Annotated in this window: 27 protein-coding genes, 1 tRNA gene and 1 rRNA gene; 18 read left to right on the top strand and 11 right to left on the bottom strand. The window is 60.2% G+C overall.

The features are described from left to right. Together rrf and FHT77_RS16190 are read left to right on the top strand one after the other, a co-directional pair. Nucleotides 1-91, top strand: a 5S ribosomal RNA gene (rrf, locus tag FHT77_RS16195); the annotation flags it as partial. Nucleotides 92-326: 235 nt separating this feature from the next. Further along, nucleotides 327-403: transfer RNA gene (locus FHT77_RS16190), tRNA-Met, on the top strand. A gap of 52 nt (nt 404-455) precedes the next feature. Here the strand turns inward: FHT77_RS16190 and FHT77_RS16185 are convergent. Beyond that, nucleotides 456-803: a hypothetical protein gene (locus tag FHT77_RS16185; RefSeq protein ID WP_183755962.1), complete on the bottom strand. Its 348-nt coding sequence runs from the start codon at nt 801-803 to the stop codon at nt 456-458. A gap of 27 nt (nt 804-830) precedes the next feature. Here FHT77_RS16185 and FHT77_RS31920 point away from each other — a divergent pair, with 27 nt between their 5' ends. From FHT77_RS31920 to FHT77_RS16170, 4 genes are read left to right on the top strand one after another with little or no spacing between them, the layout of a single operon-like run. Then, nucleotides 831-965: a hypothetical protein gene (locus FHT77_RS31920; RefSeq protein ID WP_281412562.1), complete on the top strand. Its 135-nt coding sequence runs from the start codon at nt 831-833 to the stop codon at nt 963-965. A 32-nt stretch (nt 966-997) separates the two neighbouring features. Continuing rightward, complete coding sequence (locus FHT77_RS16180; protein ID WP_183755961.1) at nt 998-1,585, top strand: hypothetical protein; 588 nt, start codon at nt 998-1,000, stop codon at nt 1,583-1,585. Next, nucleotides 1,504-1,782: a hypothetical protein gene (locus FHT77_RS16175; protein WP_183755960.1), complete on the top strand. Its 279-nt coding sequence runs from the start codon at nt 1,504-1,506 to the stop codon at nt 1,780-1,782. The genes FHT77_RS16180 and FHT77_RS16175 overlap by 82 nt, the downstream gene beginning before the upstream one ends. Further along, on the top strand, nt 1,779-2,030 hold the full coding sequence (locus tag FHT77_RS16170) for a hypothetical protein (RefSeq protein WP_183755959.1): 252 nt from the start codon (nt 1,779-1,781) through the stop codon (nt 2,028-2,030). The genes FHT77_RS16175 and FHT77_RS16170 overlap by 4 nt, the downstream gene beginning before the upstream one ends. A gap of 83 nt (nt 2,031-2,113) precedes the next feature. On the opposite strand, the gene FHT77_RS16165 is transcribed toward FHT77_RS16170, so the two are convergent. The 5 genes from FHT77_RS16165 to FHT77_RS16145 form a co-directional block, all read right to left on the bottom strand. Continuing rightward, the gene (locus tag FHT77_RS16165; protein WP_028758713.1) at nt 2,114-3,265 is read right to left on the bottom strand and encodes an ABC transporter permease; all 1,152 of its coding nucleotides are present in this window, start codon (nt 3,263-3,265) and stop codon (nt 2,114-2,116) included. Further along, entirely contained in the window at nt 3,262-4,479 is a 1,218-nt protein-coding gene (locus FHT77_RS16160; RefSeq protein WP_183755958.1) for an ABC transporter permease, read from the bottom strand. Before FHT77_RS16160 ends, FHT77_RS16165 begins: the two co-directional genes overlap by 4 nt. Nucleotide 4,480: 1 nt before the next feature. Beyond that, nucleotides 4,481-5,461, bottom strand: a complete 981-nt coding sequence (locus FHT77_RS16155; protein ID WP_183755957.1) for an HlyD family secretion protein — start codon at nt 5,459-5,461, stop codon at nt 4,481-4,483. Nucleotides 5,462-5,737: 276 nt separating this feature from the next. Beyond that, nucleotides 5,738-7,681, bottom strand: a complete 1,944-nt coding sequence (locus FHT77_RS16150) for an adenylate/guanylate cyclase domain-containing protein (RefSeq protein WP_183755956.1) — start codon at nt 7,679-7,681, stop codon at nt 5,738-5,740. A gap of 2 nt (nt 7,682-7,683) precedes the next feature. After that, nucleotides 7,684-8,355, bottom strand: coding sequence for a VIT1/CCC1 transporter family protein (locus FHT77_RS16145; protein ID WP_183755955.1), 672 nt, complete (start codon nt 8,353-8,355; stop codon nt 7,684-7,686). Nucleotides 8,356-8,460: 105 nt separating this feature from the next. Here FHT77_RS16145 and FHT77_RS16140 point away from each other — a divergent pair, with 105 nt between their 5' ends. After that, nucleotides 8,461-8,718, top strand: a complete 258-nt coding sequence (locus FHT77_RS16140) for a hypothetical protein (protein ID WP_183755954.1) — start codon at nt 8,461-8,463, stop codon at nt 8,716-8,718. Between the two features lie 140 nt (nt 8,719-8,858). Here FHT77_RS16140 and FHT77_RS16135 read toward each other — a convergent pair whose 3' ends face one another. Next, nucleotides 8,859-9,323 carry a hypothetical protein gene (locus tag FHT77_RS16135; protein ID WP_183755953.1) on the bottom strand — a complete coding sequence of 155 codons (465 nt, stop codon included), beginning with the start codon at nt 9,321-9,323 and terminating at the stop codon, nt 8,859-8,861. 192 nt (nt 9,324-9,515) lie between these two features. Between FHT77_RS16135 and FHT77_RS16130 the strand changes: the two genes are divergently transcribed. The 11 genes from FHT77_RS16130 (at nt 9,516) to FHT77_RS16080 (ending at nt 19,690) form a co-directional block, all read left to right on the top strand. Next, nucleotides 9,516-10,526 (top strand): LacI family DNA-binding transcriptional regulator, encoded by a 1,011-nt coding sequence (locus tag FHT77_RS16130; RefSeq protein ID WP_183755952.1) that lies wholly within the window; start codon nt 9,516-9,518, stop codon nt 10,524-10,526. Between the two features lie 38 nt (nt 10,527-10,564). Next, nucleotides 10,565-11,857, top strand: a complete 1,293-nt coding sequence (locus tag FHT77_RS16125) for a sugar ABC transporter substrate-binding protein (RefSeq protein WP_183755951.1) — start codon at nt 10,565-10,567, stop codon at nt 11,855-11,857. A gap of 72 nt (nt 11,858-11,929) precedes the next feature. Then, nucleotides 11,930-12,862 (top strand): carbohydrate ABC transporter permease, encoded by a 933-nt coding sequence (locus FHT77_RS16120; RefSeq protein WP_183755950.1) that lies wholly within the window; start codon nt 11,930-11,932, stop codon nt 12,860-12,862. Beyond that, nucleotides 12,855-13,748: a carbohydrate ABC transporter permease gene (locus FHT77_RS16115; protein WP_183755949.1), complete on the top strand. Its 894-nt coding sequence runs from the start codon at nt 12,855-12,857 to the stop codon at nt 13,746-13,748. The genes FHT77_RS16120 and FHT77_RS16115 overlap by 8 nt, the downstream gene beginning before the upstream one ends. A 3-nt stretch (nt 13,749-13,751) precedes the next feature. Beyond that, the gene (locus tag FHT77_RS16110; protein ID WP_183755948.1) at nt 13,752-15,464 is read left to right on the top strand and encodes a GH32 C-terminal domain-containing protein; all 1,713 of its coding nucleotides are present in this window, start codon (nt 13,752-13,754) and stop codon (nt 15,462-15,464) included. A 17-nt stretch (nt 15,465-15,481) separates the two neighbouring features. Continuing rightward, on the top strand, nt 15,482-16,528 hold the full coding sequence (locus tag FHT77_RS16105) for an ABC transporter ATP-binding protein (protein WP_183755947.1): 1,047 nt from the start codon (nt 15,482-15,484) through the stop codon (nt 16,526-16,528). A 107-nt stretch (nt 16,529-16,635) separates the two neighbouring features. Continuing rightward, on the top strand, nt 16,636-16,833 hold the full coding sequence (locus FHT77_RS16100) for a hypothetical protein (RefSeq protein WP_016556920.1): 198 nt from the start codon (nt 16,636-16,638) through the stop codon (nt 16,831-16,833). A 60-nt stretch (nt 16,834-16,893) separates the two neighbouring features. Continuing rightward, the gene (locus tag FHT77_RS16095) at nt 16,894-17,538 is read left to right on the top strand and encodes an alpha/beta family hydrolase (RefSeq protein ID WP_183755946.1); all 645 of its coding nucleotides are present in this window, start codon (nt 16,894-16,896) and stop codon (nt 17,536-17,538) included. 109 nt (nt 17,539-17,647) lie between these two features. Continuing rightward, entirely contained in the window at nt 17,648-18,610 is a 963-nt protein-coding gene (locus tag FHT77_RS16090; protein ID WP_183755945.1) for a glycine betaine ABC transporter substrate-binding protein, read from the top strand. Further along, complete coding sequence (locus FHT77_RS16085; protein ID WP_183755944.1) at nt 18,607-19,305, top strand: L,D-transpeptidase; 699 nt, start codon at nt 18,607-18,609, stop codon at nt 19,303-19,305. Before FHT77_RS16090 ends, FHT77_RS16085 begins: the two co-directional genes overlap by 4 nt. Before the next feature lie 94 nt (nt 19,306-19,399). After that, the gene (locus FHT77_RS16080) at nt 19,400-19,690 is read left to right on the top strand and encodes a hypothetical protein (RefSeq protein WP_183755975.1); all 291 of its coding nucleotides are present in this window, start codon (nt 19,400-19,402) and stop codon (nt 19,688-19,690) included. 38 nt (nt 19,691-19,728) lie between these two features. Here the strand turns inward: FHT77_RS16080 and FHT77_RS16075 are convergent, their stop codons facing one another. The 4 genes from FHT77_RS16075 to FHT77_RS16060 form a co-directional block, all read right to left on the bottom strand. Next, nucleotides 19,729-21,972, bottom strand: coding sequence for a glycoside hydrolase family 2 protein (locus FHT77_RS16075; RefSeq protein WP_183755943.1), 2,244 nt, complete (start codon nt 21,970-21,972; stop codon nt 19,729-19,731). A 148-nt stretch (nt 21,973-22,120) separates the two neighbouring features. Beyond that, a complete protein-coding gene (locus FHT77_RS16070) occupies nt 22,121-23,032 on the bottom strand; it encodes an SMP-30/gluconolactonase/LRE family protein (RefSeq protein WP_183755942.1) in 912 nt (303 codons plus the stop codon). Nucleotides 23,033-23,134: 102 nt separating this feature from the next. Further along, nucleotides 23,135-23,956 carry an SDR family oxidoreductase gene (locus FHT77_RS16065; protein WP_183755941.1) on the bottom strand — a complete coding sequence of 274 codons (822 nt, stop codon included), beginning with the start codon at nt 23,954-23,956 and terminating at the stop codon, nt 23,135-23,137. A gap of 84 nt (nt 23,957-24,040) precedes the next feature. Further along, nucleotides 24,041-25,228: a phytanoyl-CoA dioxygenase family protein gene (locus FHT77_RS16060; RefSeq protein ID WP_183755940.1), complete on the bottom strand. Its 1,188-nt coding sequence runs from the start codon at nt 25,226-25,228 to the stop codon at nt 24,041-24,043. Nucleotides 25,229-25,298: the final 70 nt, after the last annotated feature.

Raw genomic sequence — 25,298 nt, 5'->3', positions numbered from 1 at the left:
GCACCCGTTCCCATTCCGAACACGGCCGTGAAACGCCCCAGCGCCTATGGTACTTCGTCTTAAGACGCGGGAGAGTCGGTCGCTGCCAGGTCTGCTAAACGCAACAAACAATCTTCTCTGATCGAAAACGGCCCAAGCCGATCAAAAAGGGCCGCCCAAAGCGGTCCTTTCTGCTATAATCGGCCGACTGAAATTTGAGGGCATTCACCAGACATATAATGGTGCGTCCCTTACAGGAGACAAAACCCATAGGTTTTGCTCCGGCAGTAAGAGCAAACCGCAAAGCGGTTTACTCTATCGCGACAACTCCGAAGGAGTTGCGCTGGCGCGGGGTGGAGCAGCCCGGTAGCTCGTCAGGCTCATAACCTGAAGGCCGCAGGTTCAAATCCTGCCCCCGCAACCAAACAAACTTGAATATTTGCTCATTCAAGGCGCCTGATACAAAGCTCCTCCGCTCAAGCGTCGAGGAGCTTTTTTGCGTTTCTGCCAAGTGTCGAGCTCGACGGATGCGCAGGCAATAACCGCGCTGAAAAACGCTCTTGGGTAATTTCGACTTTCCGTTCGCGTGGCACGCGGTGTTGCCGATACGATGGATGGGGTGTGTGAACGCCGATTCGGGCCATGGCTTGACCGAGGGCATCCGAAAGATCAATACCGACCGGTCCGCTCTTTCCTGCTCCTATCCTCGTCGAGGGTTGAGGCGGATGTAGATTGCTGGAACGCAATCTGTTTGCACCGATGTTGCAATGGCTCTGGGCCACTTCAATGTCGTCGAGGACGAAGACAAATTCAGCGAAGGTCATCGCCCTCCGGTATCACGAGGTCGCGCGATGACCCGTCTCGAAGTCGTGACGGACCAGAAGGTCGGTGCGCGGCTGTTTGTTGGTCTCGATGCCGAACTGCTATTCAAAATGGTATTGCGCGTGTCTTCCAGAGGGGCCGCGCGCCTCTCCAGGTTTGGCTAACCTTCGTATAGCTATTCACTCCGTTCAGGCATGTGCTGACCCTTTTGGGTACGCCACGCGAAAGCATCAACCGCGCGCTTCTTGCCAAGGCCGACTGGGGCGGCATGCTGCTGTTCGGCGCAAGCCTGGCGCTGATCTATGCCGGCCTCGACCAGGGTAACAGACTGGACTGGTTCGGTTCCGGCACCGTTACCGCCCTGCTCGCCGGCGGCGCAGCGCTCGTCGTCTGCTTCTTTATCAACGAGGCGGTCGTCGCCGAGCCATGGGCAAGCCCGACGGTGCTGATGTCGCGCAACGTCCTCCTGGTGATGGCGACGCTCATCACCTGCATGATCACCAGTCTGTCCAACACCATGCTGGTGCCGACCTTCCTGACCGCTGTCGCCGGGCTTCGGCCCGAACAGATAGGCAGCCTGCCCCTCGTATATACGGCGTTGCCGATCTGCGTCGTCGTGTTGGTTGCGATCCATCTCCTGCGCCGGATCGACGCCCGGTTTGTCATGATCCTCGGTCTGACGAGCTTTGCCATCGCGCCTGGATGGGAACCCGCGTCACCGGGGCGTGGGCGCTGGACGACTTCATCCCGATCGCGCTGGCGCAGGCCCTCGGCCAGGGTCTGACCTTCACAGCCCTGCTCATCTTCGTTCTGGCGAATGCGGACCCGGCACGGGCAACCGCCTTCGTCGCCTACATCCAGGTGATGCGCCTGGATATCGTCGAGATTACCGTGACAGGAATGAGCACCTGGCTGCGGGTGCGCGAGCAGCTGCATTCCAACCTTGTCGGCCTGCATGTATCGGCCGCGAGAGCGAAGTGACGCAACGCCTTGCGCGTCTTACCGGCGAGTTCCTCGACTACGGCGCCGCCGCGGCGTCGGCGCGGGCGGTGGGCACGCTCGCGCGCCTAGTGCGCCGTCAAGCCGATGTGCTGTCGTTCATCGACGGCTTTACCGTCGCCTTCTGGGGCGCTATCGCCGGGCTATTGCTGGTTAGCCTCATGCGTGCCGCACCTCCGGGACCTCTGACACCAAACGGCATGCAAGCTGGGCGCAATGGAGCGCATTGATGTTTTGTCATGTTGTCTCGGGCCGGTTGCAAGACAGTAGTATGCACACGCCGATCTGTTACCTTGCTGCGGGAGAAGGTTCCTCATGACATGAAGACAGTTCGCCTGCTCCTGCTTTCGAGCAGGATGGCGATGGCGATATAGACGGCCGCCAGTACCCAAAGCGTCAGGAAGGGCTCGCGAACATCCGGAATGGAAGCGCCCATCTGCGATACGGCAACCATACCGTTTATTGCAGAGGTACTGGGCAGCAGCGTCGCCACGGCGTGCAGGAAGGGCGGTATCGCTTCTGTCGGCCAGGAAAAGCCGGCGAGAAACAGGAACGGTATCCCCAAGGCGGCCGACACCAGTTGCACGGTGAGCGGATCGCGAAACAGTCCGGCCAGAACCATGCCCAAGGCGCTGACCGCAAGCACGAAGGGCAGGGCGAAGGTGAATATCGAGAGCGGCGTTCCCAGGCGGGGGATACTGTAGAGATAGGGAAGCGCAATCAAGTAGAACGACATGATGACGGTTTCGAGGATCAAGTAAGCTAGCAGCTTCCCGCAGACAGCTGCGGCGGGACCTGCCGATGCGGCCAGTTCGCCGCTGAGTGCATCGTTTTTGTAAGTGCCGAGCAAGCCGACGCCAATCAGAAGCGTCTGCTGCAGGATCAGAACGAAGGCGGCGGGAAGGATGTAGGTCGCGTAGCCGCCCTGGGGGTTGAATAGCGTGACTGCCGTCAGCGGCATCGGGTCGGCGGCGGCGGCGGCAAGCGCAGGATCGACGTGGGCGGCAATCAGCCTTGCCGTTTCTACCTCAGCTCCCATCGTTCGCGCGACGGAGGCAACGCCGCCGGACAAGCGCTGATAAACCAAGAAATAGCTGGAATCCGCATATAGCGCGATTGGCGACTGGCGATGGTGCAGCAATTCCCGTTCGAAATACTGAGGGATCACAAGCACTCCAAAGAGATTGCGCGCGTAGATGTCTCGCTGGGCGCTGGCTTGATCGGGAAAGACCCCGCCGACCGCGACATCGGCAGAGGCATCGACGCGCCTTGCCAACGCGCGGCTGCTATCGGTCCCGTCTAGGTCGACGACAGCAATCGGCACATCCCGCAACACTTCCGTGCGATAGGGCTGCGGGTAGAACGCGGCGTAGACGACGGATGCAAGAATGAGGACGGCGAAGGCCGGTTTCAGCGAGAAGATACGCGCCAACTCGATCCGGCAGACTGTCAGGATGGCCTTCATTCCGGGGCTCCTTCGACAGTTGTTTGCGGGAGCGGCAGCGGCCGGCCGCGGGCGCGGATGATCTCGAGGCGCAGTGCGGTCAGGCTTGCTAAGAGCAGCACCATGAAAAGCAGGACGGTGATGGGCTTCCAGGAGAGGTTGACCGGCGTCCCCCTTATGGTCTGGTCGATGCGCGCCATCAGGTACCAGGTGCCCGGGATCATCTGCCCCCAGTGATAGGCAAACGCGTTCATGCCGATCCGCGGGAAGCCGATGCCCATGAAACCAAAGGCAGGCGCCATCAGCAGGGTGCCGATGCTGATCGCGCTTGCCATCGGCCGCAGCAGCAGTGCAAGAAGTACTCCGATGAACTGGTCGGCAAGGATGAACAGAATGCCGGCAAGGATCAGCATATAGCGGTTGCCGCGCAAAGGCATGTCGAGCACACCGAACAGCACCCAATCGGAAATGCCAAGCACGACAAGAAAGAGCAGGGTGTAGGGCAGAATCTTCCCGGCCATCGCCGGCCACAATCCGCCGCCCAGGCGTCTCAGGACGCGAAGACGATGGGGCGTTTCGACATCAAGCCCGACGGCATAGGCCATTGTCGTGACAATGATGACTTGAAGGACGCTCGGAAGCAAAGCTGCGAGGAGAAAATGCGCATAGTTCAGCGTGGGGTTGAAGAGCGGATTGACCTGGACCGGGATCGGCGCCAGCGAGGCTTGCGCCGCTTCGAGCGGTTGTCCTTCCGCCGTTCGCAGCGACAGCCGAATGCCGGCCGCAACAGCAGGCACGGCGGCATTGATGCCACGCAGCGCGAGATTGCCCGATGTCATCGTCTGTGTGTTGTAGAAGAAGACGACTTCCGGCCGGCGTCCCCCATAGACGTCGCGTTCGAGATTGAGCGGCAACATCAGAAGACCGCGGACCTGACCCGACAGGATCAGCTGCCTGCCTTCCGCGAGATCACTGACGCGGCGCGCGACAGCTGTATCCGGTGTCGCATCCACGGTGCGAATGATCGTCCTTGACAGGTCGGTGCCGTCGAGATCGAGCACCGCAATCGGAAGCCGGGTCGCCAGGCCCGCGCTGAACACGATTGCCAGAGATCCCATCAGCAGCAGCGGCAGAACGGTCGTTAAAAACAGCAGAAGGCGTCGCCGAGAGAAGCGATCGAATTCCCTTCTGAAGACGATAAGGAGGCCGGGGCGGAGCCGCCCCTTCGCCATCATGTCAATGCCCCGCCAGCGGCCATGACGCGATGGCGCTCATGCCAGGGCGCAAGCCTTGGATCGGTTCGACGGGGTTTGCCCGTACCTCGAATGTCCGAAGATCGAAGTCGCCGGTCGCGCGCGTGGCTCGCCACGTCGCATATTGCCCCTGCGCGTTGATCGTCGTGACCTTCACCGGAATTCTGGCATTGTTCATCGCCGGTACGGTGACATCGAGGCGATCTCCAATTTTCAGGCCTCTCAACAGATCCTCGCGCACGTTAAACGTGAACCATGGATTTTGCAGATCGATGAGCGAAAATAAGGGAGCGCCGGCGGAGAAATTCTCGCCGAGTTCAGCCACGCGTGTCGTCACCTGCCCAGAGATCGGGGAGTGAATAACCAATTCCGCAACGTCAACCTGTTGCTGGTTCAGCGCCGACTTCGAGCGCTGGACTTGGGTCGCCGCGAGCGCCTTTTCTTCCTTGCTGGCGCCGGCGACCGCCAGTGCAAGATTGGCCTCGGCTGACTCGCGCTTGCGGATGGCCGCCTCCAGGTTGCGCGTTGTTTCGTCAACACGGGACTGCGTCGAGGCGCCCGTCGTGATCAGTTTTGCCTGGCGGGTGGAGTCTTCCTGATAAAGCGTAACGTCTGCGTCGGCGGCTGCCAATTCGGCCTTGCGCGCGGCGATTGTCTCGGGTCGGGTGCTGTTGACCCGAACGAGATCCGCTTCGGCGACAGCAAGTGCTGCTTCGGCCTGATGCAGCCCCGCGACAAGCTGCGGACTTTCCAACTCAGCGATCACCGCACCGGCTTCGACCGTATCGCCGACGTCGGCACTAAGCTTGGCAATTCTGCCCGAAACGCGCGGGCTGATGTCGACCCGGTTCGCTGAAACTTCGCCTTGAACGATAAGCGGTGGCGGTCTTGTCGCAAACCATAGAAGTGTCCCAAGACCGATAAGAATCGCGAAGCCAACCAGAACACGAACCAATCGCCACATTCAATTCGTTCTCCAAATAACAAGGCCAGTTTTGGACACGCTTGCTGATGACAGAAAGGCCGCCACCCGTCTTGGATAATCGTGACATCACTATACGCAACAGACCAAAATCACAAAAGCACCATGGCGAAAATCACAGCGCGCCCCGCCCATCACCGATGAGCGCTTTGTACGCCTGGCCAGGGACTGAATAGGTTGCTTGGCGTATTGACAGGTGCGGCGTAAGTCCGCCGGTCAAGATGATATCGACACCCGACTTTCATAGTCCATGCCGCGTCACCCGCGAAGCTCGTAAAGCTCAGTTTGACCTCTACGACCCCTGACGCTGACCGTGCCGATAAACGCGAAGCTGAAGCTTACTTCGACCGCGTCGCGGATCGCGTTGCTTACCAGGATTGAGGTTCCGTAGTCGCGGTTCAGGCCCTCCAGGCGCGAGGCAATGTTAACAGTATCGCCGATGGCGGTATATTGCCGGCGGCTCTCGGCGCCGACGCTGCCAACGACGGCCGGGCCGGTGTGCAGGCCGAAGCGGGTGACGAGTTCGGGGCGACCATCGGCGCGATTGGACGCATTCATCGTGTCGATCGCCGCTTTCATCGCCAGGGCGCAGCGGCAGGCGTTTTCGACGTGCCGGCCGTCGCGGATGGGTGCATTCCACATCGCGAAAATGGAGTCGCCGATATATTGCACGATCGTGCCGCCGTGGTGCTCGACAATCACATTGAGTGCTTCGAAATAGCTGGAAAGCAAGGCAACGACGTCTTCAGGCGAATGTCGCTCGGAGATCGTCGTGAACTCGCGGATGTCGGTGAAGAGGACGGTGATCTCCTGCCTGGAGGCCGAGCCTATGGCTGATTGGCCGGCAATAACGATCCTGCGAACGAGTTCGCGCGGAACATAGAGCGCAAACGTCCGAATGGCATCACGTGCGGAGCCCAGCGCCGTTGCCAGGGCGTTGACCTCTGAGATCCAGGAGCGTGCGACGCGACTCTTTCTAAATTCCAGATTGCCCAATTGCCTTGCCTCGTCGGCCAATGCATAGAGTGATCGGCTGATCAATCGGGAGATGATGATCGCGGCGATCGCGCCAGCTGCCAGGAAGGCGGCCGCGGCAGCAAGGTTTCGTCTCAGCGTACGCTCGACCGGCCCGACGAGATCGTCGAGTGGCGCGGCGATGACGACCGTATAGTCTTTCAGCAAGCCGGCTACTTCGGCATGAAAACTTTGGGCGAGATATTCACGACCGTTCACGCCAAAGCGCGCGACTTCGCCGTCCGCCACGCCACTGCCGTGCGCCATGTTCGTGACTGCTGGAATGGCGGGATCCATCGTTGCCACGTCCGTAGCCGTCAGCGTCCGGCCGCGTCGAAGCTGATCGCGCAGCTTGGTCATGACCGCACTGTCGGAATGCACGATCAGACGGCCCGTATCATCGAATACATAGGCGTGCGCCTGTTCCGAGACCGCACCGACATCGACGACTTCCCCGAGCGTCAGAAGCATTACATCGGCGCCGATCACGATGCGATCCCTGCCCGCCACAGGTTTGGCCAAGGTCAAGGTCAAATAATTGGTCGCGGCCGAAATGTAGGGGCCGACCGAGGTTGTTCGCCCCTCGGAAAGCGGGACGGTGTACCAGGGCCGAAAGCGTGGGTCGAAGACGTCGTCACGATCGGCGCGCCGAGTGATAAGGCGGGAGTCTTTGTCGAAAAAGGTCCATGTTGTCACCGGGATGCCGAGGACCTTGGTGATGGTGCGAATGGTGAATGCGGCGCCGGCCGGCGCATTCAACGTGTCGCGCCAGGCCGGATTTGCACCAATATCGATGGCCTGTATGTAGGTCCCGTCCGGATATCCGATGTGGACCGCGTCTATCCGGAAGGACGACTTCAGCAGTTGCAGCAGGAGGTTGCGCTTCGCTGGCAGGTCCCGGGGAGGCGGCGTAAGCATTTGCGGGACTGCCGAGGCCGTCTCGATGGCGGCATATCCGCTGCTGAAAACATTGCGATAATCCTCGATGGTACGAAGGCCGAGCTGACGCATTTGCGCTTCACCCGCGGACAGGGCGGTCACCTTGCCTTGCGTATAGGCCATCCAAACGAGCGGCAGTGCCGTACAGGCCAGCAGCCCGACAATGATGACGCTGAGATGCAAGCGCAGGGGAAATGCCCAGCCCAATGGCGTCCTCGCTTCCATCTCGGGCCTGTCGCGGTGTTCCATTCCTAACCCCCAAGAGCGATCGCGATGCCGACCAGCCCGAGGCCGAGGCACGTCATCGTTATGCCTGCGTTGAGCGGTCTCGCGTCCGAAAAATGCGCCCAGGCGTAGCCCGTCAGGAAGAGCAGGGCAATCAGCAGAAAATTGCTGGTTCTCAGGGCAAGGTCGGCGCTGCCGATCATGAAGAAAGGAATAACTGCGGGCAGTGAGGTCGCCGACACCAAGAGGAAGACAATCAAAGCAGCGAGAAGGTCGTCCCTCGACAGACGAAGCTTGGCGGGGCTTCCGCGTCGTGTGAGGTCGAGCATGGCTTTGTAGAGCGCCTCTTCATCCGCAGCCACAGAAACAAGCGGTTCGTCGTGGAGCGGAAATTCCTTCCTGAGCGCGGAGATCGCATCCTGCTCGCTTCTGGCGGACCTGATCTGTCGAAGGACGCGCCCGCGCCTGCTCTTGTAGAACACCGTGCCCAAGACAAACAGCACGGCGTCGATGATGCCCCATGCCACGTTGCAGCCGATTGTCCCGACGATCAGCTCCCGAACATCAAGGCCCTCCTGGCTGAAAATGAGCCGTGAGCCCACGGTAAAAGTAAGGGCCATAATCAGTCCGAAGAGGACTTCGCCGAGAGCATCGCCCGGGTCAATTACCTCCGTGATGTGGGGTCTGCCGAATTCCACCACTTGCCAGATCCTCCCGGTTGCTGGTTCCTCAAATGGAACGATCCGACCCTTCAATGATTACGTATGCAGACTCTAGAATGCGATAGGGAGCGGAGGCAATCGATGAGCCGTGAGCGCGGGCGCAAGAAACTGATGCTGAGGATCCCCGAGATCCGCCATTTCCTCGCCTCCCCGGCAAGCGAGACACTGAGCGATCTCTTCGAATCGTACGATCTGGCAGCCGATTGCCTTGAACGCTTCCGTGCGGCAAGCCCGACGGATGAACGGCGGGTCCTCGAGTATGAGGGACTCTGTCGTGAGATCGAGGCGGAAGTGGTGGTGTACTGCGGCGAACGATACGGGAAGCAGATGCGTTCGTGACGTGCCGCGATGGCCCTCGTTGCCCGAACGGGGCTTACAATACAACATGTCCGACCGAAACGCCCGTCCCGAGGGCCAGGACTTTCGAGAAATCTGTCGATGCGCTATCCATCCCGTATCCTAGGACCCCACCCGCGCCGTTACTCGACAGGCGGCTCCCATGTCAGAAAGAAGCCGACGTCGCCGGGCATGCCTCCCGGGAAATTGATGATCGCCGCTTTCAGGCCGTAACCCTGTGGCTTTGCGACCTGTTCGAACAGATCGTAGAGTTCCTTGGCTTTGCCCTGCAGGGTATTCTGCCAGCCCGGAAGGTTGTTGTTGATGCCGCGACCGCTGTCCGAGCAGAGGCTGGACGGGAAGCTGTAAATCATTGCTTCGTATTTTCCGTCCGCGGCGGCCTTGGTCACCAGGCGCTTGATGATCGCACGCTCATTTTCGCCAACGTGCTTCTGGAAGAAGTCGTCGAGGAACTCTGAGTGTTTCTTCGCTTCGCGCGCCTTGATCTTTTCGTCGCGTTCCATCTCCGCGAGCTGAAGCTCAAGAGCACGCTTGCGCAGATCTTCAGCGCTGGTCATTGGTTGAGGGGTGGTCTCGCTTGCAGTCATCGCCATGTCCTCCAAGTTTTCCAAAGGATAAAATGAGTATGGGCGCTTAGGCAGTAAGATACGCGTCGCGTGCGGTAGTATACGGTATATTACGCGGCGGGCCACAGGTTCGCGATCACAGCGATCGTTTCCAATGCCATCTTCATACTTGACAAAGCGGCGGGGTAGTCCTATTGGGTAAACGATAACCCAATGGAGGATGGGGTGACGGTATCGCTTTCAGACATAGCGGAACGGGCGGGAGTCTCGATCAAGACTGTCTCCGGCGCCCTGCATGGCGGTTCCGCCCGCATGTCGGAAGAGACGCGCTCGAGGATCAAGATGATCGCCGACGAACTCGGCTATGTCACCAATCTCGCTGCCAGAGGCATGCGGCAGGGTTGGCTGCCGTTGATCGGCGTCGTTGCCGACGAGCTCATTACGTCACCCTTTGCCACCGAGATCATCCGCGGCCTAGATGGTGCTGCCCGGACGGCGGAAATGGCCGTCTTTGCAATGAACCTCAACGGTACCCGCGACGTTGGTTCGGTTCTGGAGGAAGTTCGTCGCTTTCGCCCTCGAGCCATCGCCTATGCGGCGATGTACCACAAGACGGTGGCGCTGCCGGAAGAACTGGTCGGAAATGTCGGCATCATGATCAACTGCAGCGAAGCCAACGGCCGCGTGACCTCGCTGGTGCCTGACGAAGAGGGGGCTGCTGTGGAGATCACGCGTCACCTCGTCGCCGCGGGGCGTCGCCGCCTTGCGTTCATCAATCTTCCGGGCCTTCTCGCCGGCGAATTGCGCGAGCGAGGCTTTCGCAGGGCGCTCGATGAAGCAGGCCTTGCGCCGATCGGTGTGCTGCCAGCTGTTCGTCGCCCTGTCTATAGTGATCGCGCGCCCACCCTGGTCGCATCACACGTTGCAGCACTCATGAGCGCGGGCGTGCGCCCGGACGCCATTCTCTGTGGCAACGATCGTGTCGCCATGGAGGTGTATTCCGCTCTGCGGCGCGCGGGTGCTCGCATTCCCGACGACGTCGCGGTGGGGAGTTTCGACAACCAGGTCGAGATCGCCACGCGGCTCGATCCGCCGCTGACGACGATGGCCCTTCCGCATCGCGCGATGGGTCGGCTCGCGGCGGAGATACTGCTCAGTGATGAGCCGGCGCCGCCGGACACCCGACGCCTGCCGTTCCAACTCATCAGCCGATCTTCCATTTGAAATTCAAGACAGCGTCCCACTCAAGGAGGAGAACTAAAATGGGTAAACGTTTACTTTCAGTGCTTCTGGCATCGGCTTCTCTTGCCGTCACAGCTGGTCTGGCGGAAGCCAAGACTGTCATTCACATGATGCACCAGGGCGATCCGGGTTGGGTAAAGACCTACGGCGATGTTGCGAAGCGGTTCGAGGAAGCGAATCCGGATGTCGACGTCGAGCTCATCTATGCCCCGCATGATGCCTACAATGAGAAGTTCAGCGCGGCTGTGATGGCCAAGCAGTTGCCCGACATCATGGAACTCGATGCGCCGTTTCTCGCCAACTATGTGTGGTCGGGATACCTGCAGCCGATCAAACCGTTGATCGAGAAGGATATTCTTGACGACATGACGCCGTCGAACGTCGCGCAGGGTACCTATCCGATCGACAAGGACCTCTATGCAGTCGGTCTGACCGACTCCTCGGTGGTGCTCTATGGCAACAAGAAGTACCTCGAGGCGATTGGCGCACGTATTCCGAAGTCCGTCGACGACGCCTGGACGAAGGAAGAATTCGAAGGGTACCTGGAAAAGCTCTCGAAGCTCGACGGCGTCAAATGGCCGATCGACACATTCCGCGGCTATGGCATCAAGACGGAGTGGATCACCTATGCCTATGGGCCGCTTCTCGACTCGGCAGGTTGCGATCTGATCGACCGGACATCCTGGAAGGCGACGGGTACGCTCGACAGTGAGGCCTGTGTCAATGCGCTGACGATGATGCAGACGTGGGTCAAGAACGGCTGGGTCGTTCCGGGCTCTTCAGGCACAAACCAGTTCTACGCCGATGGCAAGCCGGCCGCATTGGCGCTCGGCGGTCACTGGTTCTACGCGGAGGCGGCGGCAGCGATGAAGGACGATATCGTCGTCATGCCGCTACCCAAGCTCGGCGACAAAGGGGTCAGCCCGAACGGCACCTGGATCTGGGGCATCACGAAGTCATCAGAGCATCCCGACGTTGCCGGCAAGTTCCTGAGCTTCCTTCTGAAGGACAAAGCCTACCGCGAGTTTGCCAAGGAGAATTCGGGCTTCCCTGGGCTGAAGAGCTTTGCCGCCGACTCGCCGGTCTATGCTCCGGGTGGACCAATGGCGGTTGCCTTCGAACAGGCATCGAAGACTGCTGTCGCTCGTCCTCCACATCCGGCTTATCCGACGATCACATCTGCCTTCATGCAGGCCGTCGACAAGATCTTCAATGGCGGTGACGCCAAGGAAGCGTTGTCGGAAGCCGCGCAGAAGATCGACGAGGACATCGAGGACAACGCCGGCTACCCGCCCTTCGACGCACAGCAGTAAGCCCCTTGCCGCCAGGTCGTCACTGTAAGGCAGCCTGGCGGCAACGCCCCTAGTTTTCAGGAGGAGGAGATCATGACTTTGCAACAATCGCCCGTCGCCGGGCGGCTTCGCCCCGGCGGGCGGCGGGATCCGCGCCGGCTGGCACAGGAAGCGCTGATGATTGCACCAGCGGTCCTGCTCCTCGCCTTCTTCCTGATCGCGCCGTTCCTGTTGTCCTTCTGGACGTCCATGACGAACCAGCCGCTGGTGCCGCGGCCGACGCCGGTTCGGTTCGTCGGATTGCTGAACTTCCAGCGGATCTTCAAAGATCCGTTGTTCTGGACCTCGTTGTGGAATGTGTCGCGATTTACGTTCTGGGTCCTGCCGGTCCAGTGTGGCCTTGCTTTCGCAACAGCCCTGCTGCTGCACCAGAAGATACCTGGCCGCAATCTGTTGCGTGGCATGTTCTTCCTGCCAGCAATCACCTCAATGGTCGTCGTCTGCGTCATCTGGGGTACGCTGTTCCAGTATCCAAGTGGACCGTTCAACCAGATCATAGGCTTCCTGTCCGGAGGCTGGATCCAGCCGATCGACTGGTTGGGTGACCCAAATTGGGCGATGTTCTCGATCGTGCTGCTTTCCGCCTGGCAGGCCTACGGCTTCCAGATGATCGTCTATCTCGCAGGCCTCCAGGGAATACCGGACGAACTCTATGACGCCGCCAAGATCGACGGCGCGAACGCACTGGGACGGTTCTGGCATGTGACGATGCCGGGCCTGCGGCCGACCCATGTCTTCGTGCTCGTCATTACCACCATCCAGGCGTTCAAACTCTATACTCAGGTCGCCATCCTCACCCAGGGCGGACCAAAGGGGAGCACCGAAACCGTCGTGCACTACATGGTGCGAGCCGGATTCGAGGAGCAGAAGCTCGGCTATGCTTCGGCCGTCTCCGTCATCCTGTTCGTCATCGTACTCGTAATCGCGCTCATCCAGCGCAAACTCTTGAGGCGCTTCGATGTCTGATCTCGTCATGAGCCAAGCGACGCCGGTCGTGAAGCCTTGGGCTTCCAGCAAGGCGTCATTCCACCTCGTCCAGGCTATCTGCATCTTTATCATCGCTCTGGTGGTGATCTCGCCGTTGTTTATGCTGTTGATTGCCAGCCTGAAGGACGATCGCTTCCAGATTTTGGCGGATATGGGCAGTTTCCGCGCCTTTTGGGTCTCCGATCCGACTCTCGCCAACTTCAAGGAAGTCGCACACTTTTCGGGCGAACTGGCCTTCGGCCGCTACCTCCTGAATTCGCTGCTGATCCTTGCAATCACCGTCGGCGGCGGCCTCGTCGTCAATTCCATGGCCGGCTTCGTGCTGGCCTGGGGCTCGCTGCGCGGCAAAGCCGTGCTGCTCGCACTGGTCGTCGCTCTCTACGTCATTCCACAAGAGAGCATCATCATGCCGCTGGTCGTGATGGTTTCGCGGGCCGGGATGACTGATACATTCGCGGTACAGATTCTGCCCTGGGTGGCGAGCCCCCTTTACATCTTCCTGTTCTACCAGTTCTTCGCGCAGCTTCCCAAGGAACTCTACGAGGCGGCGGAGATCGATGGCGCTTCGGTGTTCCGTATCTATCGCTCGATCTATATGCCGCTCAGCCTGCCGGCGCTGGCCACCGTCTCGATCCTCATGGGGATCGAGAGCTGGAATCAGTATCTTTGGCCGACCCTTGTGACGCAGACCGACTATGCGCGACCGATATCGGTGGCCATCGCCACCTTCTTTGGTCAGGACAGCATTTATTGGGACCGTGCCATGGCTGCCTCCGTTCTTATGATGATCCCGATCCTTGCTCTCTACCTCGCTTTCCAGCGCTGGTTCGTGAGTTCGTTCGTCGGCTCTGCCGTGAAAGGTTGATTGATGACAATCCAAACAGGAACTCTCTCGCTGTCTCGAGAGAATGTGAGTGCCGACCTCCGCCCAGGCGACGTGATCCATGTCTGGTTGAGGGCGCTCATTGCGGATACCGCGGCTTCTATCTCGGTCACCGTTGAGGGCGTCGAACGCGCCGTAGTGGCTTCCACGAGGGCAGAAGAGTTTGAGTTCCAGCCCATCGTTCTGCCAGCAGGCGGCAGAGTTGTACTGAGCTATGAGCCGTCGATCACGGCTGTCTCAGTGATCTACAGCTTCGATCCAGCGAGTGTGCTGGAAGAGGGCATTCGCGTGCTGCACTCCGCAGCGGCGAATGCGCCGCCTCAACTCCCCGCCGGGTATCATTTCCGTCCACCCTTTGGCTGGATGAACGACCCCAATGGTTTGGGCCGCTTCGGCGGAAAGGCACACCTTTTCTACCAGCATTACCCGCATCGCTCACGGTGGAATACCATGCATTGGGGGCATGCGGTCTCGCAGGACTACCTGCACTGGACGCACCTTCCGGTCTTCCTATTCCCGGCAGCCGAACTTTCGATGCGTGATGATGGCCGCGGAGGCGCGTTCTCCGGGTCGGCCATCCCGATCGCGACAGACGGCGGAGAGCAGATCCGCGTCTTTTTCACCGAACAGGTGCGAGATCGGAAGCCGGAAGAGCAGATACAGCTTTCGGCCACCAGTGCGGATCAGGTTTCTGCGGGCAATCCCTCGATTGCCCTGCCGGAGCGCCCCGAAGGACTGGGGCTGACTTTGGATTTTCGCGATCCCTATGTGTTCAAGGGACCCGACGGTCTCTGGAAGATGCTGCTCGGCAGTCGTGATAGATCCGGTGGCGTGATCCTCCTCTATGAGACGTTCGATCAAGATGCCGCCGGCGGATGGAGCTTCGTCGGCGTCCTGCATCGCGAGGATCGCTTTGGCATGACAGCCGCCGAATGCCCGTGCATGCTCCCGCTGGGCAATGTCGCAAGCGATGAGACACGTTGGGCTCTGATTTTCGGCCTGCTGACCAGTCGCGATCCGGCGACCGGACGCCGCAACATGTCGTCCGTCACCGTCGGTCGGTTCGATGGTCGCGAATTCCAACCGGAATTTGAGCAGGAACTCGACTTCGGATCGGACGCCTACGCCTTCCAGGCCTTCGTCGACCATGATGGACCTGTCGGCCTGGCCTGGCTGGCGAATTGGACGGACGTTTCCAAGAGCGTCGATTTTCCGACCGCCATGACGTTGCCGCGTCGCGTTCTCCTTGATGGAGGCGCGGTCCTGACACCGCCCCTGGAGGTCGTCGATGGCCTGCGGCACCAGCTTCTTGATGATGCCAGGTTGCTGGCCGGCGCGACAGTGGAGTTTGTGGACGGAGCCGCCGAAATTCTGCTCGATCTGACGCAAGCCGGGGCACCCTTCGAGCTCAGTTTCGACCACCCCGAGATCGGCCTTGGTGTGCGCCTCGACGACGAAGGGCTGGCGATCCTCTTCGATACAGGAACGGGTAAGCCGTCTCCGCGCTATCTGGCTGCCGGCGCGAGGCCGGCGCAGGTGCGGATCTTCATCGATACCGGCTCAATCGAAGTATTCGCCGACAACGGCAGATGGGCAGGAACGAAGCGCATCCCGGGCGTCGCCGCAGTGCGATCGGCAACGATGAAAGCGCCCACAGGCGGCGTCACCGCCGCGCGTGTATGGCAAATCAAGCTCTGAATTAGGGAGGAAAAAGCATGGCATCCGTCGCGATCGAACAGGTTCGCAAGCAGTATGGCGCCGTCCCCGTGATCCATGGCGTGTCCGTGGATATAGAGGATGGTGAGTTCGTCACGCTGGTCGGACCATCCGGCTGCGGCAAGTCGACCCTGTTGCGCATGCTTGCCGGACTGGAGGACATTAGCGGCGGAGAGATCCGCATCGGCGGGCGTGTCGTCAATGATGTGGCGGCGAAGCAACGCGACATCGCGATGGTCTTCCAGAGCTACGCTCTGTACCCGCACATGACGGTGGCGGAGAACATGGGCTTTGCGCTCAAGCTACAGGGGCAGGACAAGGCGGCGATCGGCCGGCGCGTACAGGAGGCTGCAGGCATTCTGGCACTTGAGCCGCTGCTCGACCGCCTGCCGAAGCAATTGTCCGGCGGCCAGCGGCAACGCGTGGCGATGGGGCGCGCGATCGTGCGCCACCCGAAAGTCTTTCTGTTCGACGAACCACTTTCCAACCTCGATGCCAAGCTGCGGGTGACGATGCGCGCCGAGATCAAGGAGTTGCACCAGCGGCTGAAAACGACCACCGTTTATGTGACCCACGATCAGATCGAGGCAATGACGATGGCTGACAAGATCGTCGTCATGCGCGCCGGGCAGATCGAGCAGGTCGGCAGACCACTCGAACTCTACGATCGGCCAATCAACACCTTCGTTGCGACATTCATCGGCTCGCCGGCGATGAACCTGTTTGAAGGCAGAGTCGTGAATCAGGAATTTTGTCTGGACCAGGGTGTTAGGCTTCCCATGCCGCGTTGCGAGATGCCGGCTGACGTTCACACCTACGGCATCCGACCGGAACACCTCACCATTGCCGAGGAGGGCGTCTTGGCGACCGTTGTGGTGGTGGAGCCGACGGGAGCAGAAACACATGTAATCATGGAGATCGGAACGCAGACGGCAGCGATGGTGCTGCATGACCGGGTCGCGTTGCAGCCGGGCGAACGGATAAAGGTGGCGCCCGACTTGTCCAAGGCGCATCTCTTTTCGGTCGAGGGAAACCGGCTCAACTGAGCACGATTTCGACCTGACCGCATCGTGCTGCGCCGAGAGACACTGATGGGTGGCGTTGGAACATTTAGCGCTGTCGCAGGTTGCTTCTGGAAATTAGGAGCGAAGCGATGCTGATCCTTGAAGAAATTCTCCTCGTTTCCGCCGATCGAGTGGCGTGCTGCCGTGGTCAGCTTGAGTTGGATCTCGACCAGATGATCTTGCAGCTCGAGCGGTCGGGGTTCTCCCGCAAGGAAATTCTGGTCGCGATGAGCGAAATGATCAGCGAAGAATTCTCGGCACTTCCCGACATGCCGAAATTCCACTGACAGCGTCTGTTTCGTTCCACCAATATGGTGGGGCGTCGCTCATTGCGGTATGACATCGCAATGAGCGAAACCTTCCTGATCACTGGCCCGGACAATCCCACTGCGACGATCCTGCTTGCACATGGCGCCGGTGCGCCGATGGACTCCAAGTCGATGACCGCCGCCGCCCAAGCTCTTGCCGCAGTCGGGTTCCGGATTGTGCGCTTCGAATTCGCCTACATGGCCGCGCGCCGGACGTCCGATGCTCGAAAGCCGCCGCCGAAAGCGGAAACCTTGATTCCGGAATACAGGGACGCGGTAAGGGCGCTTGCGAGCTCCGGGCCGCTCATTATTGGCGGCAAGTCCATGGGTGGGCGAGTAGCGAGCATGGTTGCGGACGACCTGCACGCGGAGGGCGCGATCTGTGGATTGTTGTGCCTCGGCTATCCTTTTCATCCGCCCGGCAAGCCGCAGCAACTGCGCACGGCACACCTCAAAAATCTGCGCACGCCAACGCTCATTTGCCAAGGGACGCGCGACGAATTCGGGACCCGTGAAGAGGTTTCGACCTATCCGCTTTCCCCGGCAATATCAGTTCTTTGGCTTGAAGACGGCGATCACGATCTTGCGCCGAGGAAGAAAATTTCCGGCTTCTCCGTCGCCGATCACCTCGCGACCATGGCCGCCCGCACCAGCGCTTGGGCACGCGAAAACTGCCTTCGGTAGGGCCAAACGTGAACGTCAACTCGACTTGACGGATGTAAGCGCTTTATGCATGTTCGCCTGCAAGATGTGACGTGCATTTCTACCTTTCTCGCATATTTGGGGGGCAGGCATGACGAAGTGCGTAGCATGTTCAGGGCTCTTTTCATCCGTTTTTGCCGCAGCGCTCGCAGTGAGCAGTGCGGCCTTTGGCGCCGATCTTGTGATCGCGATGCCGAACTGGCCCTCGGGGCAGGCGACGGCAAATATCCTCAAGGTCAGTATTGCTAAGGAGTTCGGGCTTAATGCCGATGTGCAGGAGCTTGGGACGCTGCTCGCCTTCAACGGCATGGAGAAAGGCACTGTCGACATCCAGCCGGAGGTCTGGCAGCCCAATCTTGAAAACGTCATCAAGACCTTCGTCACCGAGAAGGGCGTCGTGGTTCTCGCTAAGCATGGCGTGCCGGCATGGCAGGGCATCTGCGCGACGCCCGCTGCCGCCGAAAAGGGCCTGAAGTCGATCACCGACCTCAGCGATCCGGAAAAGACGAAGATTCTCGACACGGACGGCGATGGCAAGGGCGAGATGTGGCTTGGCGCGCCGACCTGGGCCTCGACGGGGATCGAACGCGTCCGGGCGAACACCTATGGCTATGCCAAGGACCTGACGTTGGTTGAGTCGGAAGAGGAAGTCGCGCTGGCTGGACTGGACATCGCGATCGCAACGAACCAACCTCTAGTCTTTGCCTGCTACGCGCCGCACTTCATCTTTGACCTGCATAAGATCGTCCGCCTCACGGAGCCGCCGCACGATGGAAGCAAGTGGCAACTGGTCGGCGCCAACGATCCGCTTTGGATCACCAAGTCGACGGCATCGACAGCTTGGGACACCGCCAATTTCCGCATTGGCTACGCGGCTGCTTTTGCAAAGAAACACCCGGACATCGCCTCGTTCCTGGAAAAGATCGATTTCACGCCAGAAGAGGCGACGGCGATGAGCTATGCGCTCGAAGTCGAGCGCGTCCCGCCGCTCGACTACGCGACAAAATGGGTCGCCGACAACGCAAAGCGTGTGGATGGGTGGGCTAGCAAATGATAGCACGCGACGAACTTCCGGCGAAGGCGAAAAAGACTCGGCGCACACGCAAGTTGACGGCGGCTCTGATTGCAGCGGGCGTGTGTATTGGCCCGCTCGCCGCTTGGGCGCAGACACAAATCTATGATTCCAAAACGCATACCTGGGTGAACTACGACAAGAAGAAGGCGCGCCAGTACTACGCACGCAACAACCAGGCGCCAGAAGCATTCCGAATGCAGACGGTGACGTTCCGAACGGCGGAGCCGCCGGGAACGATCATCATCGATGGCAACCAGCATTTTCTTTACCTTGTCCAGCCGGGCGGGCAGGCAATCCGGTATGGTATCGGCGTGGGGCGCGAAGGCTTCGGCTGGGCTGGGATCGTGCGCGTTGGTCGGATGGCGGAGTGGCCTACCTGGACGCCGCCGGCCGAAATGGTGGCGCGCGACCCAAATGCGGCCAAATGGGCGGCCGGAATGCCTGGCGGACCGGAAAATCCACTGGGTGCCAGGGCCCTCTATCTCTACGAAGGCGATCAGGACACGATCTACCGCATCCATGGTACCGCTGAGCCCTGGACGATCGGCCTTGATGTGTCGTCAGGCTGCATCCGCATGAATAACAATGACATCACTGATCTTGCATCGCGGATCAAGATCGGCGCCAAGGTCATCGTGTTGATGCAGGGGGCGGCGCTCTACAAGGGCGTCTGAGAATGGGGACGGCGTCGCGCCGAAACAGACAATCTAGTCGGGGGACAGGATTTTGCTGCAGAACACTGCGAAGGGAATTTCGATCGGTCGGCTGATGGCCGCAATGACGAGTGCGGCGCTGCTTGGCGCCTGCACACCGACGCCACCGGCGCCTGAAAGCATGGCACGCACCACGCTGCAGACGGCTCCGGCGGATCTGCAGCTGCTCTGCGCCAATTCCGCTGCCGGGGTTGCCGGTCCGAATGCCAAGGTATTGCCCACCGCCTCTCGGCAATTACCTGACGGCACCTTCGCCGTCGATCTCGACGCCGGCGGCAAGAAGTTCTCATGCGTCGTCGATAACAACGGGACGGTCCGGTCGGTGCAGCCGGCACAGTCCGGGTGATGGCACGCCCCGCCATATCGGGCGTGCCGGCTATCTGCTCAAACGGCCGTCAGTTCGATCTTGACCGCGGGGAAACGGCTGCAATTGGCCTGTACGCTGATCGTACCGGTCAAACCGGTCGCCTCCAACCAGAAGCCGGCAGTGCCGCCCTGTAGCGGAATCGATACCGGTCCGACGATCCTTGCCGGTCCATCGACCTGCACGGTGACATTGTCATTCATGAAGGGCAGGCGCTGTCCCATCTGATCGAGCGCGCGGATGATGACGCGAGTTGTATCGCGTTCGCGGGCCTTCAGCGTCGTGCTGTCGGCGACGACCTGCAGCGTTGTTGGCAGCGGATCGGCTGCAAGGGTCAAATTGGCGACAGCTTCGCCGGCAATGTAGCCGGTGAATTCGCCGTCGATCCATTCAAGCCCCCAGGTGCCAAGCTCATCAGGCGTGAAGTGACGATGGTCAAGAACGATAGGCGGGTGTGGCAGATGCGGGTAGTTCTCGCGGTCCGGGCCGATCCGCTTCGTCAGCGAGCCGTATCGCAATTCGATCTCGTCGCAGTTGGTCAGAATGATCAACGGCAGAACGCCGCCAATGTTACGTTCGCCGCGCGCCCAGAAGGTGACCGGCTTCATGACGATCTCGTCAGACGGATCGCATTGGCTGGCATAGACATAGGCGGCAAACTTCGGTTCGCGGAACATGTCCATGACGCCGTGGTAGCAGATCCGGTCGCCGGAGCCGAAGTCCTTGTGGGTGTTGTAGTCGAACATGCACCAGCCGATCGCACCCGCGATATCAGGATCACCATAGGCCGCATTCAGCACTTCGAGATGCCGGCGTACGTGCTCGGCCTGCCGAGCCTCCTGGTCGTAGATCTTGGTGGGATACATGTGGCCACCGAACTCGGTGATCATGTAAGGCACCTTATACGACAGGCCGGTGGATTCCTGCTGCGGGCGGAGCGCTGTGCGCGGGCGGTTATTGCCGGGCAGCTCCTCGTTGCCGAGGATGAAGTCGTTCATCGTGTAGACGTCTTCGAGCAGTTCGCTGTCCGTTATGTAGCGGACGCCGCCGGTCTGTCGCGTATGGTCGAGCTCCCGGGCAAGCCGGTTCGTCTCGACATAGAAGTCGTGACTGTCCTGTGACTCGTTGATGCGAACGCCCCAGATGATGATCGAGGGATGGTTCCAGTCGCGTTCGATCATGCGACGGACGTTGCGGATCGATTCCTGTTGCCACTCCTCGTCGCCGATATGCTGCCAGCCCGGAATTTCCTCGAAGACCAGAAGGCCGATGCGATCGCACCGATCGAGGAACCACTTCGATTGCGGATAGTGCGAGGTGCGGACGATGTTGCACTTCAGCACCGATTTCATGATATCGGCGTCGCGCTCCTGGGCTGATCTGCCCGCGGCATAGCCGACATAGGGGAAAGCCTGGTGACGATTGAGACCGCGCAGCTTCAGTGGCCGGCCGTTCAGAAGAAAACCTCCGGTCGTGAACTCGGCGGTGCGGAAGCCGAAGTTCGAGGAGACCCGGTCGGAACCGTGGCTTGTCTTCAATTCGACGGTAATTTCGTAGAGTGCCGGGTCGTCGATATCCCAGAGCGACATGCCGGTCAGGCTATCGAAAACGAGCGTAGGATTTTCGCCGGTCGTTTCTGCGGACACGGTGGCGAGCACGCGCCCATCTTCATCCTTCAGCGACGCCGATACTGAGCCCAGGAAGGTGAGCTGTTGCGGATTGGCAAGATCGATACGCACGCTGGCCGACTTTTCCTCAGCCAGCACGTTGTGGGTTTCGATCTTCAGGTTGGCAACCGAGACAGGGTCCGTGACCTTCAGCCAGACGTCCCGATAGATGCCCGCATAGGTGAGGTAGTCGATACGACCGCCGAAGGGCGGAATCGCCGGGTTTTCGCTCCCGTCGATCTTTACAGTGACCAGATTGTCCCCGATGACCAGTCTGCCGGTGAGGCGGGCCTCGAACGGCGTGTAGCCATCCCTATGGGCGATGATTTCTTCGCCGTTGAGATAAACGACGGCATCGGCCATGGCAGCGTCGAAGACCAGCGAGACCTCACGACCCTCGAACTCCGGCATCCAGCGCAGGATCTTTTGATAGGTGAATGCCCGCTGGTAGCTCTTCTCGTCGAAGTAGTTGAAAGGCAATTCAACGGCCGTATGCGGCAGGCTAACGGTCGCCGCGCCGTCGAAGCCCTCGAGCAGACGCTGGCCGAAGCCCTCATGGAAACTCCAACTCTCGTTGAAAGAAACGACGGAACGCATCTCAGGCTCCCATGGAAAAAGCGGTGCGAACGGATTGGCGCCGTTGAAGGGCGCAGGAAAATTCAAGCATCGGTGGGTCTTTCCGGGTGGAGATGCCTAGCTTGCTAGGCAGCGCTGACGTTCTGGTTCGATGGCGCGTGGTGCTATCCTATGGATACTGGGCGCCGTTGGTGGTGGTGTAAATCGAATAGAGCGATTGGGTGGCGGTGATGAAGAGGCGGTTCTTTTTCACGCCGCCGAAGGCGATGTTTGAGACCGTCTGCGGCACCTTGATCTTGCCGAGCAGTGTACCGTCGGGCGCGAAGCAGTGAACGCCATCGGCAGCGCTGGTCCAGAGGTTGCCGCTGACATCGAAACGGAAACCATCCGGCACGCCGCTGTCGATCGAGCAAAAATAGCGGCTGTTCGTGAGCCTTTTGCCATCGACGATGTCGAAAACGCGAATGTGGCGGGGGACCTCATGGTTGCGCGAGCCGGAATCGGCAATGTAGAGCTGCTTTTCATCAGGCGAAAAGGCAAGGCCATTGGGCTGGATGAAATCGGTGGCGACAGCTTCGATCTCTCCCGTCGGAGCGTCGATGCGGTAGACGTTACGGGTTTCCTGTTCAGGCTCGGCCTTATGGCCTTCATAGTCGGACATGATGCCGTAGCTCGGATCGGTGAACCAGATCGAACCGTCCGACTTGACGACGACGTCGTTCGGAGAGTTCAGTCGCTTGCCTTTGTAGCTGTCGGCCAGCACCGTGATGCGGCCGTCGAATTCAGTACGGGTGACGCGCCGGCCGCCATGCTCGCAGGAGATCAGCCGGCCCTGGCGGTCGCGGGTGTTGCCGTTGACGTAATTGGACGGTGAGCGGAAGACCGAGACACTGCCGTCGGGCACCCAACGCATCATCCGCTCATTGGGGATGTCGCTCCAAATCAGGCAATTCAGGTCCGAGAACCAGACGGGGCCTTCTGCCCAGCGGCAACCGCTATAGAGCTCCTCCAGCCGGGCGCTGCCTGCAATCAAGCCAGTGAAGCGATCGTCACGGATGTCATAGAGCGCATCTTCCAACACAGGCCAGCTCCTCCCAAGCGATGTGATGACGCTCTTCGTAAACGTAAACGGTGATGTGTTCCAGAGCCGGGCGCCGGCAAAGGCGTCCGGCTTCGCATTTTTTCAGAGGGCTGTGTCCGGATGCGGCGAACCGTCATAGGCGCCCCAGATCGATTGGTCGAAGCAGATCATCGATCCGGTCATGAGGCCGGATTCCGCCGAGGAAAGATAGGCGCAGGCGCGTGCCACTTCCTCCGGATCGACGAGGCGGCCGAACGGCTGGCTGGCCGCCGCTTTTTCGAGCCAGTCGGCCGGTGCTCCGTGGAATTCCCGCTGAATGCGATCCTCACCCTCGGATGCCATCCAGCCGATGTTGAGGCCGTTGACACGGATGCGGTTGCGAAGCAGCGCGTAGGCGGTGTTCTTCGTGAGGGTTTCCAAGGCACCCTTGGAGGCGCAATAGGCGGCGATGAACGGCTGCCCTGCCTTGGCCGACATGGAGCCGATATTGACGATGGTGCCCTCGATCTTCTCGCGCCGCATTACCTTCACCGTTTCCTGCATCAGAAAGAACGGCGCGCGGACGTTGATGGCGAACATGGCGTCGAAGAGTTCCGGGCTGGTATCGAGAATGGTGCCGCGGTCGGTGATGGCCGCCGCGTTCACCAGCGCATCGACGCGGCCAAACGTCTGGTCGCAGACATGAACGACGTTTTTCGCATCCTCGACCTGACCGAGATCGGCCTTCACGTAAACGACCTTGACTCCGGTGGCGGCGGCGATCTCGTCGGCTTTCGCCTTGCCCTTCTGCTCGTTGCGCCCGCAAATGACGAGGCCTTTGGCCCCGCGCTCGGCGAAGAGGCGGGCGATGGTTGCGCCAAGCCCTTGCGTACCGCCTGTTACGATCGCGATTTTGCCGTCGAGGCGGCTGTGGTCTGTTGTCATACACTCCTCCTTTGAATGATGGTCAATATGCCGAAAGCTCCCGACACGGTGGCGCCGGGAGCTAATTTTGTTGACGCGGATGTGTCAGCTCAGTCGTCGCTCGCTCTGTTGCGCCAGTGCCGACGTGAATCGCGCATCGTCCCAATCTTCCTGCAGGGCCTCGTGCATCAGTTGCGCCTGCGTCTTCGGGGCAAGGCCCCCGATTGGCGGGTCGCGGTCGAGGTTGGTCGGGAAGGAGTAGCCCTCGGCGCAGGCGGCAACCGCGTTGCCGATTTCGGTTTCGGACAGTCTCCCCCTCAGCGACTTCAATGCCGGGAACAGTTTTGCGCTCATGCGTTCGCGGTTCACGGTTTCCATGGCGCGACCGAATGCGGAGGAAACCTGCAGCAGATTGGCGACGCGCTTGATGTCGGTCGAGCGGTTCGTGCCGGCTGCGTGGAAGAGGGCCGGATTGAAGAACACCACGTCGCCCTTTTTGAGCGGCAGCTGGACATGATGCGTCTCGAAGTAATCTTTGAACTCCTGGCGCTTGAGCGCGAGGTAGCCGGGCTCATAGGTCTGACTGTGCGGCAGAAAGAGGGTGGGTCCGCTTTCGAGCGGCATGTCGCAATGAGCGACCGCGCCCTGCAGCGTCAGCACCGGCGAGAGTCTATGCACATGCGCCGGGAACTGCTCGATCACCTTGGAAGACTGGAAACCGAGATGGTAGTCGCGGTGCGCGGACTGCGCCGCGCCGCCCGGATTGACCCGGTTGACCTGGGCGGTCATTTGGTAGCTCGGGCCGAGCCAGGCCTCGCTTGCGATCGCGACGATCGGATTTGCATAGTATTCTGCGAAATTCTCGGGATCGGCGAGGCAGTGTTTTTCCAGCGAGTTCCAGATGCGGTCATTGGCGCCTGGCTTGGCAAAGTGATCGCCGCCGCCGGTTGCGGTCCGATGTTGCTCCTCGATGATCTCGTCGAATATTGCGCTGGCACGGTCGATGATACCGGTATCCCTGTAGGCGCGCTTGAAGACGATGACGCCCGGGCCGTCGCCGAAGGCCTCGCAGATCTCGGCGAGCACCGCTTTGCGGCCTTCGGGGGTGGCGATCGCTGCAATGACCTTGGCGCTGTCATAGATCAGAATGTTCTTTTCCACGGCGTCAGCCGTCGGATAGTCGGCCAGTGCGGTTGTCTTCTCGGCAAGCTTGCGGAAGTCGGCGAGATCGCAGGAATCCTCGGTCAGCCAGACGCGATCGGCCCGCAGTTTCTGTAGGTTGTCGGTTTTCATGGTGCTCCTCCCGTTCCGATGAGGGCACTATACGCCGCCGACCGGTGTGTTATAGATCAGGAATCCATCA

It is taken from the genome of Rhizobium sp. BK181 (assembly GCF_014193305.1).
Taxonomy (GTDB): Bacteria; Pseudomonadota; Alphaproteobacteria; order Rhizobiales; family Rhizobiaceae; genus Rhizobium.
Note: the sequence above shows the minus strand (reverse complement) of the source record. Positions and strands in the feature narration are given on the sequence as shown.